Source organism: Ruminococcoides intestinale (assembly GCF_040095935.1).
Lineage (GTDB): Bacteria > Bacillota > Clostridia > Oscillospirales > Acutalibacteraceae > Ruminococcoides > Ruminococcoides intestinale.
In genome coordinates this window covers 761,410-781,825 of record NZ_JBBMFQ010000001.1, presented here as the reverse complement: position 1 = coordinate 781,825, position 20,416 = coordinate 761,410, and the positions used below count along the sequence as shown (strand labels likewise).

At 38.8% G+C, this 20,416-nt stretch carries 15 protein-coding genes; 13 read left to right on the top strand and 2 right to left on the bottom strand.

Annotation, left to right across the window (positions count from 1 at the left end; all coding sequences use genetic code 11):
* Positions 1–31: 31 nt before the first annotated feature.
* A complete protein-coding gene (locus WMO31_RS03690; protein WP_117972041.1) occupies positions 32–841 on the bottom strand; it encodes a tyrosine-type recombinase/integrase in 810 nt (269 codons plus the stop codon).
* Positions 842–994: 153 nt separating this feature from the next.
* Between WMO31_RS03690 and WMO31_RS03685 the strand changes: the two genes are divergently transcribed.
* Positions 995–1,528, top strand: coding sequence for a restriction endonuclease subunit S (locus tag WMO31_RS03685; protein WP_366556816.1), 534 nt, complete (start codon positions 995–997; stop codon positions 1,526–1,528).
* Here the strand turns inward: WMO31_RS03685 and WMO31_RS03680 are convergent.
* Positions 1,525–2,916, bottom strand: coding sequence for a restriction endonuclease subunit S (locus tag WMO31_RS03680; protein ID WP_195231951.1), 1,392 nt, complete (start codon positions 2,914–2,916; stop codon positions 1,525–1,527). The genes WMO31_RS03685 and WMO31_RS03680 overlap by 4 nt on opposite strands.
* Positions 2,917–3,182: 266 nt before the next feature.
* On the opposite strand from WMO31_RS03680, the gene WMO31_RS03675 reads away from it, so the two are divergent.
* The 12 genes from WMO31_RS03675 (at position 3,183) to WMO31_RS03620 (ending at position 20,411) form a co-directional block, all read left to right on the top strand.
* Positions 3,183–3,491: an NfeD family protein gene (locus WMO31_RS03675; protein WP_367999223.1), complete on the top strand. Its 309-nt coding sequence runs from the start codon at positions 3,183–3,185 to the stop codon at positions 3,489–3,491.
* Positions 3,492–3,846: 355 nt separating this feature from the next.
* Positions 3,847–9,993, top strand: a complete 6,147-nt coding sequence (locus tag WMO31_RS03670; RefSeq protein ID WP_367999222.1) for an amidase domain-containing protein — start codon at positions 3,847–3,849, stop codon at positions 9,991–9,993.
* A 652-nt stretch (positions 9,994–10,645) separates the two neighbouring features.
* Entirely contained in the window at positions 10,646–11,230 is a 585-nt protein-coding gene (locus WMO31_RS03665) for a hypothetical protein (RefSeq protein WP_367999221.1), read from the top strand.
* Between the two features lie 444 nt (positions 11,231–11,674).
* On the top strand, positions 11,675–12,115 hold the full coding sequence (locus tag WMO31_RS03660; RefSeq protein WP_117979251.1) for an NfeD family protein: 441 nt from the start codon (positions 11,675–11,677) through the stop codon (positions 12,113–12,115).
* Positions 12,116–12,125: 10 nt separating this feature from the next.
* Positions 12,126–13,031, top strand: coding sequence for an SPFH domain-containing protein (locus WMO31_RS03655; protein ID WP_294039176.1), 906 nt, complete (start codon positions 12,126–12,128; stop codon positions 13,029–13,031).
* A gap of 79 nt (positions 13,032–13,110) precedes the next feature.
* Positions 13,111–14,622, top strand: a complete 1,512-nt coding sequence (locus WMO31_RS03650; protein WP_367999220.1) for a putative ABC transporter permease — start codon at positions 13,111–13,113, stop codon at positions 14,620–14,622.
* Between the two features lie 229 nt (positions 14,623–14,851).
* Entirely contained in the window at positions 14,852–15,349 is a 498-nt protein-coding gene (purE, locus tag WMO31_RS03645) for a 5-(carboxyamino)imidazole ribonucleotide mutase (protein WP_046432059.1), read from the top strand.
* Entirely contained in the window at positions 15,346–16,800 is a 1,455-nt protein-coding gene (gene purF, locus WMO31_RS03640; RefSeq protein WP_303663338.1) for an amidophosphoribosyltransferase, read from the top strand. Before purE ends, purF begins: the two co-directional genes overlap by 4 nt.
* A gap of 13 nt (positions 16,801–16,813) precedes the next feature.
* Positions 16,814–17,851 (top strand): phosphoribosylformylglycinamidine cyclo-ligase, encoded by a 1,038-nt coding sequence (gene purM / locus WMO31_RS03635; protein WP_367999219.1) that lies wholly within the window; start codon positions 16,814–16,816, stop codon positions 17,849–17,851.
* Positions 17,851–18,477, top strand: coding sequence for a phosphoribosylglycinamide formyltransferase (purN, locus tag WMO31_RS03630; RefSeq protein ID WP_367999218.1), 627 nt, complete (start codon positions 17,851–17,853; stop codon positions 18,475–18,477). Before purM ends, purN begins: the two co-directional genes overlap by 1 nt.
* A gap of 12 nt (positions 18,478–18,489) precedes the next feature.
* Positions 18,490–19,206, top strand: coding sequence for an IMP cyclohydrolase (locus tag WMO31_RS03625; RefSeq protein WP_015523912.1), 717 nt, complete (start codon positions 18,490–18,492; stop codon positions 19,204–19,206).
* A gap of 26 nt (positions 19,207–19,232) precedes the next feature.
* Complete coding sequence (locus WMO31_RS03620) at positions 19,233–20,411, top strand: phosphoribosylaminoimidazolecarboxamide formyltransferase (RefSeq protein WP_117950870.1); 1,179 nt, start codon at positions 19,233–19,235, stop codon at positions 20,409–20,411.
* Positions 20,412–20,416: the final 5 nt, after the last annotated feature.

Below are 20,416 nucleotides of genomic sequence, written 5' to 3'. Positions count from 1 at the left end.
AGCCGCCATCAAATTGGAGGCGGCTATCTTTTTACCAAGTAACAATTTTATCTACAAGAGCCTGTTGTTCGCTTGCAGTACGACGAAGATAAATACGAGTTGTTTCAATACTTTCGTGTCCCATAAGGTCGGCAAGTAGTGCAATATCATTGTGTTTTTCAAGAAAGTTCTTTGCATATCTGTGGCGGAATGAATGAGGATAAACCACCTTTTTATCAAGACCGTATTTATCTGCATAATTTTTAAGCTGTTGTGAAATACCACGGGTAGTAATTCTGTCGCCGTAACGATTTAGAAACAGATAGCCAGAAGAACGGTTTGTTTTCTCCAGCCATTCAAGAGTTTCTTTCCTTAATTTTTTTGGTATGTAAAGTCGTCGTAATTTTCCACCTTTCGTGTACAAATCAAAATAGCCGATTTCGATATGTTCAATTTTGATTTGTATCAATTCACTTACTCTTGCTCCGGTAGCAGCCAAATACCAAACAACAAAATACCATTCCATATTGCCATCTTTTTTTAGTTGCTTTTTCAAAAAATTATAATCTGCATTACTGATAACATTTTCCAAAAAGTTTTTTTGCTGTACCTTTACAGCCTTTAATGCTATTTTTTCTTTTCCTAAATATTCAAGATATTTGTTTATTGCTTGTATGCGTAAGTTTACAGTCTTGGGCTTGAAGAATTCCATTAAGTAGCCTTTATAAGTGAGTAAATTTTCTTTATTTACTGTATCGTAATGCTCAGTAAAATAATTCACTGTCCACAGATACGATGTAATTGTATTTTCGGACAGATTTTCCTTTCTCAAATATTCTTCAAATGTTTGTTTTGTCTTCATAAAAAGACACCTCCGTTATATTATTTTTGCGAGAATATCGCTCTAATATTATATCGAAGATGTATACACTTCTCTTATTATGAGAAGATTGGTGAAGAGGTATTCTGTATTGACGAAGAAATACCATATAATATTCCTGATACTTGGACTTGGATGCGATTAGAAAACTGCTGTGTTAAAGAAATTCGCCGTGGAAAATCTCCAAAATATACAGAAAATAGTAATGTGCTTGTATTTGCTCAAAAATGTAACACAAAGCACAACAGCATTGATGTAAGCTTAGCACAGTATCTTGACGAAACTGCATTGAAACGTTACCCAGATGATGAATACATGCAAGATGGTGATACGGTAATCAATTCTACCGGAACCGGCACTCTTGGTCGAGTGGGGATTTATAGGAATACTGACAATACTAAAGGTCTTTCAATTGTTCCTGATTCTCATGTTACGGTAATTCGTAGTTTTAGTTGCATTAACTCACATTACCTATATGCGTTTATGAAAGCCCATCAAAGCGTACTTGAAAAGAAGGGTGAAGGTTCAACAAACCAAAAGGAATTGAAGCCGCTTACGTTGAAGGAAATGCTCATTGCAATTCCTCCTTTATCTGAACAGAAACGCATTGATAAATCTATAAATATTGCATTAAGCCACTTTGCTGTAATCGAAGAGAGTCTCAATTAAGACGCTTTCTCGATATGCTTTATTGCTGAAAAAGTTACTTTGAGCTTGTCGCAAATTTTTTCTTGCTCTTTGGTTGGTGGAATAGGTATAACCAAATTAAGAATATCTTCACGAGATATTCCAGGAATAAGTCCTTTGGCGGCTTGTTTGATTTTCGTCATTGAATATTCAATACATAATGCAAGAAAATCAACATTGAGGCTGTAATTATTGCGAATAGCCATAATTTGTCGTGCAATGTGAGCTTTCCCAAAGTTATTATATGCGATTTCCCCGATAGTTCCTTTGCAAGTCAGAAGCAAGTCTCCCTTTTGAGTAATAACTTGCGGTACAGGAGTCCAACGAACTAAGCTGACATGACCATTTTTGAAATTACTTGCACCCGTGATATATGGAATCCCGTCATTTTTATCGTTATAATCTGATGGTGACAAATCTCGTCCAGATATGAGCTCCCATGCAGTCTTTAGACGAATAAAAGCCCAACCTTCCGGCAATTTAAACGAAATTTCTTCATCAATGCAATTTAATTTATTGCCAACCTTCTCATAATAAGAGTTATCATCACCTTTGAAGATAACAGAGTCCTTCTTATCACGCTTAATTTTACCTTGCTTAATCAGTTCTTCTTTTTCGGCTCGTATGCGTTCAAGAGGAACGGAAGCCGGCTCATCATTCGGGTCTTGCGGTAGAAGTTTACCTCTGATTGCAAGGTCGAGAATTTTAGACTTTGTAGTCTGTATAAGTTCTGATAAACTCTCTTGCTCAGAAGTAATGGTATCCACAATTTTTAAAAGCTTATCAGCAACAGGAACAATTCTGTTCTGTTCAGCTTGAGAAGGCAATGGAATAAACAGTTCTCTCAATGCAGTTCCGTTACAGTTTGGCTGTCCAACTCCTACTGCCTTATCAGTAACTTGCTCCCAATAGCAATAACTATTAAAAAAATGATAAATATAATTTGCTGAAATACCATTGATAAGCCTAATTCTAATGAGATACGATGCGTATACAGAAGCATATGGCAAATCAGTAATTAAAAAGGATTTACCCACAGTAGCTCCTGTACGAGCAAATACAATATCATCTTTATGGAGCAAATATTTTTCTGGTTCATCAGTACTTGTAAATGGGACAGTATCCCAATTCACACAACCATTCTGAATGTCTGTGATTCTTAACAATCGATAATCGCCAGTTGACTCAGCGGAATTACTTAAACCATACTGAATAACATCAGTAATACATCCTAATCTTGTCCATTCCCAGCCTTCTGGCAGTTCAAACGGTATTTCATCTTCGATACATTTTACCGTGCCATCGGAGAATTTCTCATAATGCAAATTATGACTTAGAAAATTATGCGGAATTAAATCCTTTTTTCTCATCCGATATATTACATTTCCGTTTCAATCAACCATGCTTAAATCAAATAAAATCACCCAAATTTACGTCAAAATGCAACAGTTAGGATGACCATATTTGAGAGCGAATGTGTCAGCTGAAAGTGGATTAGGATTAACGGACACGCGGAATAACAGTAAAAAATTATTGAAAATTAGCCAAATGAATTTATCTAACAGAAAATGCATAAAATAGTTTGACTATATATAATATTGTGTTAAAATTATGCGAAAAGGAGGGTGACAGTTCTATGGAGCAATATATGCCGATAGTGTGGATAGGCTTTGCAATATTTATGTTGCTTTGCGAAGGCTTTACAACACAGCTTGTATCAATATGGTTCGTTCTCGGCTCGGTTTGTGCCGCAATAACCACTATATTCACAAGCGACATAACAATCCAGTCAGCAGTGTTCCTTGTTGTGTCACTTGTTTCGATGATTGTGACACTACCGCTTGTAAAACGCTTTAAAAGGCGTAACAAAACAACGGGAACAAACGCAGACTGTCACATCGGTCAAGTCGGTTTTATGCTCACAGATTTATTAGAAAATTTATAATAATCAATAACAATTACTTATTTAATATTTTTAACCTCTGAGCCATTGGGCTCTTTTTTTATGCTTAAAATTAGGCGGCAGGGTAGTTGCAACAGGTAATATATACAAATATCGGAGGTCGGTGTTGGTGAAACTTACAAAAATAAAATAACTCATAAAAATATATTTACAACTTTGCTCGATGTGATATATAATAACAATAGCATACAAAATGTAGGAAGATAGCAGTTAAAAACAGTGAACAATTACCAAATAATTTATAAATGAAAGGAGGATAGTTTAAGGCACAAAAAGCAACCACAGGAAAATTTTTCATTAAATTTATTAACAAAATCAAAAAGCAGGAGGTTAGAGTATGAATGGAAAAATAAAGAAAATGTTATCGGCAGTTTCAATATCATTGTGTGCAACGGTTGGGTTATCGTTGCCTGTTGATGTTGTAGCGGCGACACTGCCAAAGGCGGAAACTCAATATTCGTCATTCGACAATGTTGTCGGAGAAAATCCCGAAGAGAGCAAAATTGTCAAAGAACTAACAGGCGAAAGAACGGAAAATTCAAAAGAATTTTTGCTTGAAGACGGAACAAAGATGATTGCTCAGTACAACGAACCTGTCCACTACAAAGACAGCAAGGGTAAGTGGGTTGAGTATAACAACACTTTATCTGAGGATAAGACTGCATCTCCGGACGAAGCGGGCGATTCTTCATATACAAACAAAAGCAGTGATATTTCGGTCAATCTTTCAAATAAAGCAAAGTCAAAAAATATGATTTCGCTGCAATCAAACGAATATAAAATCAGCTGGGGTTATGACAATGCAGGCAAGAGCAAAGCTGATGTAAAGAAAAATAACGAAAAAACAAGCGGTAATGATAAATTTACTACGCTTAAAAATATAACAACAGAAACTTTGTATAAGGGTGTTTTCAACGATGTTGACTTGCAGTATTTTGTCACTACAACAGGCATTAAAGAAAATATAATTTTAGAGAGTTCAAAGGCTCAGAATGAATTTACATTGAATTACAAAATTCCGAACCTTACCGCAAAGCAAAAAGATGATAAAACAATCACACTTTCAAATAAGGACGGAAAAGAAATATACACAATCTCAGCACCTTATATGTATGATGCAAACGGCAGTTCAAGCACACAGATGAAAATTGAGATTGTAAAGCAAAAAGGCTCAAATCTTCAGGTTAAGCTGACCGCCGACTATGCTTTCATTCATACAATCGGCAGAGCATTCCCTGTTACGATTGATCCTGAGATTACAACTACTCTCAAAAGTGAGCTTACATTTTATGAGAATGCTAACGGCTCAGTAAATAGTTACGGACCGTACTATACATCTAAAAATTCATATGCTATTTGTACTGTAAATAGTCTTCCGAAACTTGAAAACGGAGAAGAAGTTATAAGTGCCAAATATAGTTTTGAAACAGAAAACGGCAGTAATTTGTTTGCTGATGAGGGCGAAAACCCTATCATTGTGAATGCTCATAAGCTTACATCTGCTTCAAATGGGAATGTAAAATACGATTCAAAAGTGCTTGATTATGATTCTCTTACATATGAAGATAATCGGTATTTGACATTTGACCTTACAAGCACCTTCAAAGGCTGGTATAGCGATACCAATACCAAAGGTTTTGTCATGGAGGCTCTTGATACAGTCGGTTCAAAAAAAGTCGTATTTAAGTCTTATACAAAAACATCTACAACACCTGCCTTAATGCTCATCTATAAAGATTTTACAGGCATGGAGAGCAATCTCTCATACCACACAATCAATGTCGGCACTAACGCACAGGCGGCTGTATCGGATTACCTCGGCAACCTTGTAATAAACCAAACTTTGTATGAGGGAACAGGCTCAAGAATGCCGTTGAGCATTGCTGCAACATACAACAGCATTAACAAAGACACAGCCTTTGAAAATGCTCAAGTAAGCGGTTACGGCTGGCAGTTCTCATTTAATCAGTATGTAAGAGAAGTGACTGACAAAAACCTTACCAAAGCAGGCTACAACTATATCTATACCGATGCTGACGGTACAGACCATTACCTTAAACTTGCAGAGGGTGAAACCGCAAAATGGGAAGATGAAGACGGCTTAGGCATTACGCTTACCAAAGACGAAAATAACATCTTCATTGATAACGGTTCAACAACACAAACTTACGATTCAACCGCAAACGGCGGTAAACTTCTCTCTGAAAAAGACAAACACAAGAATACTATTACATATACCTATACCGACGGTGACTTAACCAAAATCACGGACGGTTCGGGCAGAGAAGTTCAGTTAAAATACAAGAGCAGTACCGACGGCAAAAAGGTTGTATCAAGAATTACAAAGCCCGACGGCACAAAAATTGATATTGGTTATTCAACGGGCAGAGATAAGGTTTCGTCAATTTCATTCAATGACGGTCACACTTCACGATTTGAATATGACGATAATTATAACCTGATTTCAATTTCGGGTGTGTCCGACAGCTATATGAAATCCCTGCCGACATATAAGTTCACTTACACAAACGGCAAAGTAACAAACATCACCGAATACGGTACTGACGGAACAGAGGGAAATCACCTTAACATAAGCTACAATGCCGACAATACAACCGTGTTTACGGATAAGCAGGGACACAGCGAAACCCATATTTTCGATAACAGCGGTTCAACCGTTTCTGTCCTCAATTCAAACGGTTATGCAACTTCGTCTGAAAACACAGGACTTGTAATTAACAACAGTGCAAACGCATACACTAAAAATTACATTACAGAGTCCTCACAGCAGACAGAAGTAGGTGGCGGTAAGTATTACTTTGTATCAAACGGTGCAAAGGGTAGTACAACAAGCACAGGCGGTAAGGTAACGGTTGACAGTTCTGCCGCAACAGAAGAGGACGGTTATTATCAGTATCTCGGAACAACTTCACTCAAGGTTGAAAATCCGACAAGTGAGAATAACTCCGCATTCTTTACAGGCTTTGCTCATCAGTTCAAAGAAACAACTTTCAACGGCAAAGATGTAACTTTCTCCGCATATGTAAAGACAAAGAATGTAAAGCAAATTTATAGTGGCGGTTCAGTCGGAGCAATCCTCAAAGTTAAGTGCCTTGATTCATCAGGCAAGACTGTAAAAGAAATCAACAGTATCGGACTTACAGGCACACTTGATTGGCAGAGAATAAGCGTAACAGCAAATGTGCCGAGCACAACAGCGTCAATCCGTGTGTATGGCTTGATTAGATACGCATCGGGTACAGCGTGGTTTGACTGCATCCAGTTTGAAGAGGGTAATTGTGCCAACAACTTCAACGCTCTTCAAAACAGCGATTTCAGCTCGAATAACAACTGGCTCACAGAAGAAAACAAGAGCATTTCAGCTAACAACGGAACTGTAACAATAGGCGGTACAGCAGGTGCGGTTGATGATTCCAACACAGAATCGGCAACAGAAGAAACTACCACAGAAAGCAACACCGAACCATCTACCTACACCAAAACAGTTACGGAAACTGCTCCAATGGATAGCATTACTTCATATGACGATTACGGCAACGCAATCAAGTCTGAACAGGGATTTGTAGTCAGAGAAGTAAAGAAGACTTACGAAGTTGAATCTTCCGATACTTCAACCGATGAGGACGGCGATGATACAGATGACAGCACATCATCAAGTCCATCACTCGGCAACAAATATATCTATCAGAATGTAAAAGTAGGCAGAGCGGGAGTATCATTTAAAATCAACGGTACTGCAAAGGCTGATTCTGTTCCGCTTTCAAACGAAAACAGAACTTTCGGCATTGCACTCAATATTTACTACAAAAACAACAGCACTCCTGAAATGCACTATCAGGAATTTAATGTCAATACTTCCAAAAATCAGCAGGTAAGTTTGTCAATAAGTCCCGAAAATAGTGACGAAACCATAGATTATGTTGCATTTGCATTTGTATATGGTTATAATGAAAATGAAATGACAGTTACCAACGCTGAACTGAATATTTTAGCAACGGGGTATGTGACTAAACAATCAGAAGATTCAAAAGATGATTCTTCGGTCAGTGCAGGTAACGATTCAGATGATACAGAGGTTGACAATTATGTTGATTATGAAGTATTGTCCGAATCTGTTGACAAAACAAAACCGTTTATGCAGACTGGTTCTGAATATGACAGCACAGGCAATTATGTAACTTCCGAAACAAATGAGCAGGGAAGTACGACAAAGTATGCTTATGATGTCAACGGCAATGTAACTTCGGTTACTGACGCTGATGAAAATGTGACAAGCTACGCATATGATTCATCAGGCAACCTTACATCTGTTAAAAGCGGTGATTCTGAAAACTCATATACATACAGCGGTTTAGGCTCTGTATCAAAAATCACACACAATGGTTTTAACTACTCCTTTAACTACGATGTTTTCTACAATCTTGTGTCAACTAAAATCGGCAATGTAACTGTTGCAAGTCATACATATGACAGTAACGGTAATCTTACAAAGACTGCTTATGCAAACGGTGATTATCTTGAATATGCTTACGATAACTATGGCAATATTTCGGTAATCACAGGTGAAACAGGTAAAATTGCCGAGATGATTTACAACAAGCAAGGTCTTGTTACAAAAGCAGTTGATCATTCAAGCGGCGAAACCTCATATTACTATTATACATTTGACGGTTCACTTGAAAGCGAATATCGTACATCATCAGACGGCAGTCTTACTCATTATATTGTTACCGATTCAAACGGCAATACAGTTGAAAAAACATCTGTAAACGGTCAGACAAAGACTATTACAACAGGCTCAGACGATGACGGAAAGTCATTTGTAAGCAATGACGGTGTAACTAACGAAACATCAACAGATGATTTCGGCAGAGTGTCAACTGTAACAACAAAACAGAATAAGAGTGATACCGTATTTACAAAGCAGTATTCTTATTATCACGGTAGTGAAAGCAATTCTACTACCAATATGGTTGGCGGTATTAGTTATAAGTTGAGTTCTGATAGGGTTCTGGATTACAGCTATAATTACAACGATACAGGTAATGTAGAGAATGTGTATGAAAACGGCAAAAAGGTAGCCGTATATACATACGATGAACTAAATCAGCTTGTATGGTATGCAGATACTCGAACAGGTCGCTATATCAGAATAGTTTATGATAACTACGGTAACATTCAAAAAATGGAATCGTATTCACTCGGAACTAACTGGGCACCTGTAAAATTACTTGAAACAAGAACTTATTCGTATGGTGACACTAACTGGAAAGATAAACTCACCGAGTTTGACGGCGACAGTATTACATATGATAAAAACGGCAATCCATTGACATACCGTGATGATATGACTTTTGAGTGGGAGAACGGAAGAATTCTCAAGGATATAACCACTTACGATAAAGCCATTCAGATGAGTTATGACTCAAACGGTATGAGAACGCAGAAGTCTGTTGACGGAGTGAAAACTAACTATTACTATGACAGCAGTAATAATCTTTTTGCACTCACTCAGGGCAACGATACGCTGTTCTTCTACTACGATAATTCGGGCGAAGTAATGTCTGTTTCCTGCAACGGAACAATGTATTACTACATCAAAGACCTGCAGGGCGATATTACCGAAATTGTTGATAAGGACGGCAAAGCAGTTGCAGAGTATGCCTATGATGCGTGGGGCAATATGCTCACCGAAAACAACGGCACACTGACAGTCGGCAAGCTGACCCCGTTCCGTTATCGCAGTTATGTTTACGACGAAGAAACAGGCTTGTACTATCTCCAGTCCCGCTACTACGATCCATTTACAGGCAGATTTTTAAATGCTGATGTTTATGCTGATACCGAATCAGGAACTACGCTGAGTACTAATATGTTTGCTTATTGTGAGAATAATTGTATAAATAAATCTGATGTATCAGGTACAGTTTCAACTAAATTATCTATAAAAGCAATAACATATGCACAAAAATATTATGCCAAACCAAATCCACAGTACTATTATTATAGAAATGGTGATTGTGCAAATTTTGTATCCCAGTGCTTGTATGCTGGTAAATTTTCTCCGATGAGAGGTGATTGGTATAGCTATAGAAGTAAATCAACCAATTGGAATGGTCGTTATACATATTCAGTTTCAGAAACTTGGAGAATATCAAAAAAGTTAAGGTTCTGGCTTGTTAATAAGATGCATTTGACACAACATTTATATACAAGTTGGAAGTCTATGAAAAAAGACATTAAATCTATAAAAATTGGTGCAGTAGCATTTATGAGTACTGATTATAATGGGGAACTAACCCATACTGTATTGGTTGGAAAAATTACCAAAAACAATATCTATTATTATGCACATACAAATAGTAGAAATGCTTTGGATAAAGAGAGTGGTTTTGCTGAGTATTTTAATAATAAGAAAAAAGGTGGAATTGCAATGATTGCTGTCTTCTTTTTACATGTTTGAGAGGAATAGATTATTATGAAAAAAATAATGATTGTATTTTCTACCGCAGTTTTATTATTTAATTTTATTTCATATTTATTAGAGATATACTGTCTTACTAATAATGACTCTTTTATATTTAATTCTTTGTTACAATCTAATGATATAAATACAAGATTGCTTTTAATAAATATAGCTATGATGATATTTATTATAGTGTGCCTTGTTAGATGTAGAAAACGATATAATATATGGATTCCTATATCAATTATTATAGTATCAGCGAATAATATAATTATGTGTGGGGAAATTCATATATTAAATTACTTTTTCGAAATTGGTGATTTATATATTTCTCCGCAGAAAGTTGTATTTTTTATTTGTTCATGTTGTTTTTTTATATTTGCAATAGTTATGTTATTGTTCTCGCTCATTAGGACTATTAAGCATAAATCCTAGTGAAGTCTAGTTATTTGCAATTAATTGTTATGAGATTGTCTAAGTTGGTATGATGACTTAACGATTTAATAATATAAATTGATATTCTAAGCATAGAACTTTACATATTCGACAATTCACTTGAAAGTGAATACCGCACATAATCAAATAGCAGTCTTACTCATCATACTATTACTAATAAATGAAAATTTACAAGTAGGGGGTAAATTTGAATATGAAAAAACTTTTTTGTACTGTAATATCGACATTTGTATTAATTGCGTTTGCGGTTGTTTTATCAGGTTGTTCAGGAAATACAAATAAAAATAATTCTAATGAACAGCCTAAAACATCCGTTACAGAGAAAGTTTCAGATAATGATGACGCCAACCGAGTGCTGTCTGATGACATTCAGGATTATACGGTAGTAACAGATAAAAACACTCCACTTAAAGTTAATGAATTGTCAAGCAAAGATTATAGTGACCTTTTAGACCATATAAAAAGTTACGGTTCTTTGAGCAGTGATGTGTTTAAAATCTCTTATCTAAAACCTTGGTGTTCATCAATTGAGTTTAGGCAGTTTAATGTGGATAGTTCTGATAGCGAAGAAACTGAGCCGTATTATTATTGCATTTTTTCTGATGCCGATAACGGTGATGTTGCATATCTTATCTTTGGTGAGATAGCAACAGGTGAATCGGATAAAATTTATTCCTGTGCAAGTTATGTTACTGCAAATAAAAATGAAGTTTCGGAATATCCCGATAGTTCATTTGATTGGTACTCATACATATGTGATTCTGATTTGTCATCATAAAAGATTATAGTTTATTAGTTTTGCAAGGAGGCTCTTCTGAGTCTCCTTGTCCTAAGATTTATTCTTCAACCAGAGAAAACTCATATTATCACATATTTAATACCGATTATGATTATGCAGACGGTAGGGCTGAAAATTCAACAACTAATCTTATCAGCAATTTCAACCAGTCATATGGCGGTGACAGCGTTTTATCCTACGATTATTCTTATGATAGCAACGGCAATATTACCGAGATTAGACAGAACGGCGAACTCGAACTCATAAATAAATATTCTTATGACACCTCATATGGTAATTTTTTATTGCCATATGAGGTCACTTTATTGTACTTTTTGCATTTTGCCGATTAGGCAAATGAATTTATCTAACAAAGAATGCATAAAATAGTTTGACTAATATATAATATTGTGTTAAAATTATGCGAAAAGGGGTGACAGCCCTATGGAACAGTATATGCCGATAGTGTGGATAGGCTTTGCGATATTTATGTTGCTTTGCGAAGGCTTTACAACGCAGCTTGTGTCAATATGGTTCGTTCTCGGTTCGGTTTGTGCCGCAATAACAACTATATTCACAAGTGATATCACAATCCAGTCGGCGGTGTTCCTTGTCGTGTCACTAGTTTCGCTGATTGTGACACGACCGCTTGTAAAACGCTTTAAAAGGCGTAACAAAACAACGGGAACAAACGCAGACCGCCACATCGGTCAAGTCGGGTTTATGCTCACAGATTTAACCGATATTGACAAAACAGCACAGGCAAAGGTCGGTGCGGAAACATGGACTGTAAAGTCTGACAAAGCACCGCTTTTAAAAGGAACAAAAGTTAAGGTTCTTGCAATAGAGGGCGTAAAGCTCATAGTAGAACCCGTAACAGAATGAGAGGTAAATAATGTTAGGACTTATTATTTTAGGAATTATCCTTTTAATCCTGCTTATAGTAATTGTAAGCAATGTCAAGGTAGTACCGCAGGCACACGCATATGTAATTGAAAGACTCGGAACATATCATGTAACATGGTCAACAGGCTTGCATGTAAAAATTCCGTTCATCGACAAAATTTCAAAGAAAGTTTCACTAAAAGAGCAAGTGATCGACTTCCCTCCACAACCCGTGATCACAAGAGATAACGTTACGATGCAGATTGACACGGTTGTGTATTTTGAAATTACCGATCCAAAGCTTTATACTTACGGTGTAGAAAGACCGCTCAGCGCTATTGAAAATCTTACTGCAACAACATTGCGTAATATCATCGGTGATCTTGAGCTTGATAACACACTCACATCCCGTGATACAATCAACGGTAAAATCAGAGTGATTCTTGACGAGGCAACCGACGCATGGGGCATTAAGGTAATCCGTGTCGAGCTTAAAAACATTCTTCCGCCCCGTGAAATTCAGGATGCGATGGAAAAGCAGATGAAGGCAGAGCGTGAGCGCCGTGCAAGAATTCTTGATGCGGAGGGTGAAAAACGTAGTCAGATTCTCGTTGCAGAGGGTATGAAGGAATCTGCAATTCTTAAAGCCGACGCTGTTAAGGAGCAGAAAATCCGTGAGGCACAGGGTGAAGCTGAGGCTATTCTCACAGTTCAGAAAGCTAATGCCGACGCACTTAAAATGCTCAATGAGGCTTCTCCTACCGATAGAATTATTCAGCTTAAATCACTTGAGGCATTCGGTAAAGCCGCTGACGGCAAGGCTACAAAGATTATCATTCCGTCAGATATTCAGGGACTTGCGGGTAATGTTACTGCAATTAAAGAACTCTGGAAAGATGATGCGCCAAAGGCATAAAGAATGTGAAATTTACGGCAATTTTTCGGGCACAGAATTCTGTGTCCGATTTGTTGCATAAAATTGTGGGGGATAGGAAATGCAATTTTTACTCGACCTGTTGTGGTACTTCGTAATTTTCTCGTTTTTTGGCTGGGTGGCGAGCAGTTTCCGTTCGCTTCTTCTTGAGAAAAAATTTAGTAACAACGGTTTTCTGACATCACCGTTTTGCCCTATGTACGGATTTTCGGCTGTTATTTGTTATACGGCACTAAAACCGTTTGAAAACAGCAAGCTGATTTTATTCATCGGTTCAACTCTGATATTATCTGCACTTATGGTTGTGGTTGGTGTGCTTGTAGAAAAAACTCTCAAATTCAAGCCATGGGATTTTTCTTCGTCGAAATTCAGCATAGGCAATTATATAACTTTTCCTTATGCACTTTTCCTCGGATTGCTCGGTATGCTGCTTGTCGGATTGATAATTCCGGTGCTTCGCACAGCCGTTGAAGCAATTCCTTTCTGGGTAAGTCTTATTCTTGTTCTTTGCTTCTGCGGAATTATTGTAATTGATTACGTTTTTTCAATGATAACAACAATCCGTCTGCTCAGAAGAATTGCAAAGCTTAAAAATTCTTCTGAGCTTATGGATAAAGGTGCAACAGAGGTTGAAATTCAGGAACTTGAAGAAAACTATAACCGACTTTTTACAGAAAATATTTTAAGAAAAAGACTTGCACACGCTTATCCCGATCTCACTCATATGGCTTATGTAAAGCAAATTAATGCTAAAATTGAGGAGATTAAGCAGGATAATATGAAAGAATATACACAAACCTTTGAAAGCAAAGAGGACAAGCCGTTTGCTTACGGATTCTGTTTTACAAAGCTTTTTTATCTGTTTGTGATCGGTTCTTTCATCGGCACGATTCTTGAAACAATATGGGCATTCTGCGTTGACGGACATTTTGAAATGCGTGTCGGCATGGTTTACGGTCCGTTTATTCCTGTTTACGGCGGCGGTGCGTGTTTTCTGACAGCCGCTTTGTATAAGCTTTACAAGCTTAATGATACGCTTGTTTTTGTGATAAGTGCTTTTGTCGGAGCAGGTTTTGAGTATTTCTGTTCGTGGTTGCAGGAGCAGATGTTCGGCACGGTTTCATGGGACTACAGTGACACTCCGTTTAACCTTGACGGCAGAACTAATCTTATGTATGCCCTTATCTGGGGATTCCTCGGTCTTGTCTGGGTGCGTTATCTGTATCCGTGGACAGCAAAGCTTATTGAAAAAATCCCTAAAAGAGCAGGTGCAATTATTACAACATTTCTGATTGTATTCATGGCATTCAACGGCTTTATGTCCGTAACAGCTACGGCAAGATGGACTCAGAGAACAGAGGGAGTACCTGCGTCAAACAGCTTTGAAGAATATCTCGATGAAAAATTCGATAATGAAAAGATGGAATTTCTTTTTCCGGGTATGAAAAAGGCTGCAGAGGCGGGAGTTACAAACGAGGGCATAATTTCCAACGAAAGACCGTATCTTGATGCTACAGATCCCGATAACGGCATGAAAATCGAACAGGGAAAAGATGTTTCCGAGATTAATTAATATCATGAAGTGGCTATGCTTTGCACAGTCACTTTTTGCTTTTTGGCGGTATTTTAAAAATAATTTCGCCTGACTATTGAATTTTAACCGATTTTTTTATATAATTAATTAGTAATGCTTTATTTATGTCGATTCAAAGCATAAATTGGCATATTTGTCCTGACTTTGTCTGCCCACGGCACGGTTTTTGCGGCAATTTATCAAGTGGGCGGAAAGGCTATGAGTAATTATGAAGAAGGTTGCAATTATTATGGGCTCCGACAGTGATTTTCCCGTAGTATCAAAGGCTGTCAGTAAACTCAAAGAATTTGGCGTAGAGTATGAGGTTCATGTAATGAGTGCACACCGTACTCCCGATGCGGCAATTAAGTTTTCGGCAGAGGCTAAAAAGAACGGTTTTGGCGTAATCATTGCCGCAGCAGGTATGGCGGCACATCTCGCAGGTGTTCTTGCGGCAAAAACAACCCTTCCTGTGATAGGAATTCCATGTAAGTCGGCTCAGCTTGACGGTATGGATGCTCTTCTCGCAACGGTTATGATGCCTACAGGAATTCCGGTTGCAACAGTAGCAGTTGACGGTGCGGCTAACGCTGCAATTCTTGCCGTTGAAATGCTCGCACTTTCCGACGATTCTCTTGCAGAGAAGCTTGAAAATATGAAAGCTGATATGGAAAAAGGCGTTGCCGAAAAAGACAAGGCAATGCAGGCTAAGGTGGCAGAGCTTTGATTAAGAACTATGTAGATATTGACACAAAACTTGACAAAGTAAATGACGAGTGCGGTGTGTTCGGTATTTACCGTAATGATGACGATATAGATGTTGTTGCCGCCGCAAATGACGCACTCTACAGCCTTCAGCACAGGGGACAGCAGAGCGCAGGTATCACCGTGAATAAAGACGGTGAATTTACAACTGTCAAGGAACTCGGCATGGTGTCCGAGATTTTTACACCCAAAGCACTTGAAAAACTTCCAAACGGTAAGATTGCAGTCGGTCATGTCCGTTATACTTCATCGGAATCACTCGACCGTGCATCTAACCAGCCGCTTGTTATGCGATATATTCAGGGTTCAATCGGTATTGCAAGCAACGGCTCAATTACAAACTTCAATGAAATAAGACAGGAGCTTGAAACAGGCGGTGCTGTTTTTCAGTCCAATTCTAATGCTGAAATTATGGCTTATGTTATTGCAACCGAAAGATGTGTAACAGACACGCTTGAAGATGCTGTTCTTTCTTCAATGAGAAAGCTCAAGGGCGCTTACTCAACTGTAATTTGCGCACCGAGCCGTCTTATCGGCTTTCGTGATATGCACGGATTTCGTCCGCTCTGTATCGGCAAACTCAAAAACAGCTGGATTTTCACTTCCGAAAGCTGTGTTATCGACAGCCTCGGCGGTGAATTTGTCCGTGATGTTGAGCCGGGTGAAATGGTAGTAGTTGACGAAGAAGGCTTTCACAGCTACAAATTAAAGCTTTTGCCCGATAAAACATCATTCTGCCTTTTTGAATATGTATATATCGCAAGACCGGACAGCGTAATCAACGGTGTCTGCGTACATAATGCAAGATTCAGAGCCGGTGAACTTCTTTATGACGAGTTCCCGATTGAGGCAGATATGGTTTGCGGTGTTCCCGATTCGGGACTTATTGCCGCACAGGGTTACGCAAAGGCTTCGGGTATCCCGTTCAGCACAGGTTTTGTCAAAAACAAATATATCGGCAGAACAGTAGGCTCGGGTAAAGATAAAAAGAAAAGACTTCTCAGAACAAGACTTACTGCTTTGAAGGCTAATGTTAAAGGCAAGAGAGTTGTTATTATTGATGACTCAATCGTCAGAGGCGAAACATCAAAGCATATTGTTCGTCTTATGCGTGAGGCAGGAGCTGCCGAGGTGCATATGCTCATCAGCTCACCTCCGTTTATATGTCCGTGCTACTTCGGTGTGGACATTCACGATAAAGAAAGTCTTATTGCAAACAAGTTGACAACAAGTGAAATCTGTGAATATATCGGTGCAGATTCACTTGGTTATCTCAGTATAAACAGTCTCAGAAAAATTGCTGAGGGTGCAAATATAGAATTCTGTGACGGTTGTTTCACGGGCAGCTATGACGCTGAAATTCCGAGAACAATCTTTGTAGATAAATACGCTAAAAAAATTAACAGAAAGTGACGGAGTGATTACAATGAACAACAGCTTTTCCGAAAGCTACAAAGCGGCAGGTGTTGATGTAACAGCAGGCTATAAGTCTGTAGAGCTTATGAAAAAGCATGTGGCACGCACAAAAATTGACGGTGTTATTTCAGGCATCGGCGGTTTCGGCGGACTTTTTGCCCCTGATTTCAAAGATATGGAAGAGCCTGTACTTGTCAGCGGTACTGACGGTGTAGGTACAAAAATCAAGCTTGCTTTTCTTCTTGACAAGCATGACACAATCGGTATTGACGCAGTTGCAATGTGCGTAAACGATGTAATTTGCTGTGGAGCAAAACCTCTTTTCTTCCTCGATTATATCGCAATCGGCAAGAACTATCCCGAAAAGGTAGCTGAAATTGTATCAGGCATTGCAGAAGGCTGTGTTCAGTCCGGCTGTGCTCTTATCGGCGGTGAAACTGCAGAGCATCCGGGCCTTATGCCTGTTGATGAATATGATGTTGCAGGTTTCAGCGTTGGTATTGCAGACAAGCCAAAGATGATTGACGGTTCAAAGCTTTGCGAGGGTGATGTACTTTTAGGACTCCGTTCTTCGGGTGTTCACTCAAACGGTTTTTCGCTTGTCAGAAAAATCTTTGATATCAACGAGGAAACAATCAATGCCGAGTATCCTGAGCTTGACAAAACTCTCGGTGAAACATTGCTCACTCCAACAAAAATTTATGTAAAACCTCTTCTCGCTCTTATGGAAAAGGTTGATGTAAAGGCTGTATCACACATCACGGGCGGCGGTTTCTATGAAAACATTCCCCGTATGCTTACAGATGGTCTTTCTGCCAAAATCAAAAAGGACAATATTCCTGTTCTTCCTATTTTCAAGCTTATGCAGAGAGTAGGTAATATTCCAGAGCACGATATGTTCAACACATTCAATATGGGTGTAGGTATGATAATCGCCGTTGCCAAGGAAGAGGCAGACAAGGCTCTTGAAGTTCTTGCGGCTAACGGTGAAGACGCTGTTGTACTCGGTGAAGTAATCAGCGGTAATGACGGAGTAGTGTTTGAATAATGAAAAATATTGCAGTTCTTGTGTCGGGCGGCGGCACAAATCTTCAGGCACTTATTGACGCTCAGAACAGGGGAGAGATTAAAAACGGAAAAATCTCTCTTGTTGTGTCCTCAAATCCAAACGCTTATGCACTTGAAAGAGCAAAAAACAATTCGATTGCAACTGAGGTTATCAGAAGAAAAGACTACGCCGAATTTGATGAGTATGATTCTGCTGTAACCGAGCTTTTGAAATCCCATGATGTTGACCTTGTTGTTCTTGCAGGATTTATGACAATTCTCGGAAAGCAGTTTATTTCTGCTTTTGAAAACAGAATAATCAATATCCATCCGTCGCTTATTCCGTCGTTCTGCGGCGAGGGCTATTACGGACTCAGAGTTCATGAGGAGGCTCTTAACAGAGGCGTCAAGGTAACGGGTGCTACCGCACATTTTGTAAACGAAGTGTGCGACGGCGGTCCCATTATCATTCAGAAAGCCGTTGAAATTCAGAACGGCGACACACCCGAAATTCTTCAGAAAAGAGTTATGGAACAGGCTGAATGGAAGATTCTTCCAAGGGCGGTTTCGCTTTTCTGCGAAGATAAAATTATAGTAAAAGACAATAAAACCGAAATTCTTGACTAACGGAGGAAAAATATGAAACCTGTATCACTTTACAATGACATTGCTTCAACTTCATATCCGGGCAGAGGCATTGTAATCGGCAAAAGTGCAGACGGCTCAAAGGCTGTTATTGCATACTTCATTATGGGCAGAAGCGAAAACAGCAGAAACAGAGTGTTTGCAGAAACCGAGGACGGCATCAAAACTCAGGCTTTTGATCCGTCAAAGCTTGTTGATCCGTCACTTATCATCTATTCTCCCGTAAGAGTTCTCGGCAACAAAACCATCGTTACTAACGGTGACCAGACAGATACTGTTTATGACCTTATGAATGAAGGTCAGACATTTGAACAGTCACTCACAACAAGAGAATTTGAGCCTGACGGTCCTAACTACACTCCACGAATTTCAGGTATCGTTGAGTGTGAAAACGGCAAGATGAACTATGCAATGTCAATTCTCAAAAGTGCAGACGGCAATCCCGATTGTTGCGAAAGATACACATTTACATATGACAAGCCGATAAACGGTCTTGGCAGATTCATTCACACATATATGAGTGACGGCAATCCGCTTCCGAGCTTTGAGGGTGAACCTACACTCGTAGAAATCGGTAACGATGATATTGACACATTTGCCGAGAAAATCTGGAATTCTCTCAATGAGGATAACAAGGTTTCACTTTTTGTACGCTATATTGACATTGCTTCAAATAAGGCAGAGTCAAGAATTATCAATAAAAACAAGTAATTTATTTTTCGGAAAGGATGAATCCAATGAACGAACTTGCTTTAAAATACGGCTGTAACCCGAATCAGAAGCCTTCGAGAATTTTCATGCAGGACGGCAAAGATCTTCCTGTTGAGGTTCTCAACGGCAAACCCGGTTATATCAACTTTCTTGATGCATTTAACTCATGGCAGCTCGTAAAGGAACTCAAAGCGGCAACAGGTCTTCCTGCGGCTGCATCATTCAAGCATGTAAGTCCTGCCGGTGCGGCAGTTGCAACAGAGCTTTCTGACACACTCAAGAAAATCTACTTTGTAGATGACCTTGAACTTTCTCCGATTGCAAGCGCATATGCAATGGCAAGAGGTGCAGACAGAATGTCGTCATACGGTGACTGGGTGGCTCTTTCCGATACTTGCGATATTCAGACTGCAATCCTCCTCAAGAGAGAGGTTTCTGACGGTATTATTGCTCCTGACTATACTCCTGAGGCTCTTGAAGTCCTCAAGTCAAAAAAGAAAGGCAACTATAATGTCGTAAAAATCGACCCGAACTATGTTCCTGCTCCTATTGAGCATAAGGATGTTTTCGGCATTACATTTGAACAGGGCAGAAATGAACTCAAAATTGACGAAGAAATGCTCCTTCAGAACATTGTAACAGATAATAAGAATTTTACAGAGGAAGCTAAGCGTGACCTTCTTGTTGCTCTTATTACTCTTAAATATACTCAGTCTAATTCTGTTTGCTACGCAAAGGGCGGTCAGGCAATCGGTGTTGGCGCAGGTCAGCAGTCAAGAATTCACTGCACAAGACTTGCTGGCAATAAGGCTGATATCTGGTATCTCAGACAGCATCCGAAGGTTATGAACCTCCCGTTTGTTGACAACATCCGCCGTCCCGACAGAGATAACACTATTGATGTTTACATCTCTGATGATTATGAGGATGTGCTTGCTGACGGTATATGGCAGCAGTTTTTTAAAACTAAGCCCGAACCTCTTACAAAGGAAGAGAAAAAGGCTTGGCTTGCAACATTTGACGGTGTTTCACTCGGTTCTGACGCATTCTTCCCATTCGGTGACAACATTGAAAGAGCAAAGCGTTCAGGTGTTAAATTTGTTGCACAGCCCGGCGGTTCAATTCGTGATGATAATGTTATTGAAACCTGCAATAAGTACAATATGACAATGTCATTTACGGGTATTCGTCTTTTCCATCACTGATAGAG

What these genes read in the sequence shown, in the direction of transcription:
- WMO31_RS03675 (WP_367999223.1), top strand. Translation starts at nt 3,183, where the DNA reads ATGGAGCAATATATGCCGATAGTGTGGATAGGCTTTGCAATATTTATG.
- WMO31_RS03660 (WP_117979251.1), top strand. Translation starts at nt 11,675, where the DNA reads ATGGAACAGTATATGCCGATAGTGTGGATAGGCTTTGCGATATTTATG.
- WMO31_RS03685 (WP_366556816.1), top strand. Translation starts at nt 995, where the DNA reads ATGCGATTAGAAAACTGCTGTGTTAAAGAAATTCGCCGTGGAAAATCT.
- WMO31_RS03665 (WP_367999221.1), top strand. Translation starts at nt 10,646, where the DNA reads ATGAAAAAACTTTTTTGTACTGTAATATCGACATTTGTATTAATTGCG.
- purN (WP_367999218.1), top strand. Translation starts at nt 17,851, where the DNA reads ATGAAAAATATTGCAGTTCTTGTGTCGGGCGGCGGCACAAATCTTCAG.
- WMO31_RS03680 (WP_195231951.1), bottom strand. Translation starts at nt 2,916, where the DNA reads ATGAGAAAAAAGGATTTAATTCCGCATAATTTTCTAAGTCATAATTTG.
- purM (WP_367999219.1), top strand. Translation starts at nt 16,814, where the DNA reads ATGAACAACAGCTTTTCCGAAAGCTACAAAGCGGCAGGTGTTGATGTA.
- purE (WP_046432059.1), top strand. Translation starts at nt 14,852, where the DNA reads ATGAAGAAGGTTGCAATTATTATGGGCTCCGACAGTGATTTTCCCGTA.
- WMO31_RS03650 (WP_367999220.1), top strand. Translation starts at nt 13,111, where the DNA reads ATGCAATTTTTACTCGACCTGTTGTGGTACTTCGTAATTTTCTCGTTT.
- WMO31_RS03625 (WP_015523912.1), top strand. Translation starts at nt 18,490, where the DNA reads ATGAAACCTGTATCACTTTACAATGACATTGCTTCAACTTCATATCCG.
- WMO31_RS03690 (WP_117972041.1), bottom strand. Translation starts at nt 841, where the DNA reads ATGAAGACAAAACAAACATTTGAAGAATATTTGAGAAAGGAAAATCTG.
- WMO31_RS03670 (WP_367999222.1), top strand. Translation starts at nt 3,847, where the DNA reads ATGAATGGAAAAATAAAGAAAATGTTATCGGCAGTTTCAATATCATTG.
- WMO31_RS03620 (WP_117950870.1), top strand. Translation starts at nt 19,233, where the DNA reads ATGAACGAACTTGCTTTAAAATACGGCTGTAACCCGAATCAGAAGCCT.
- WMO31_RS03655 (WP_294039176.1), top strand. Translation starts at nt 12,126, where the DNA reads ATGTTAGGACTTATTATTTTAGGAATTATCCTTTTAATCCTGCTTATA.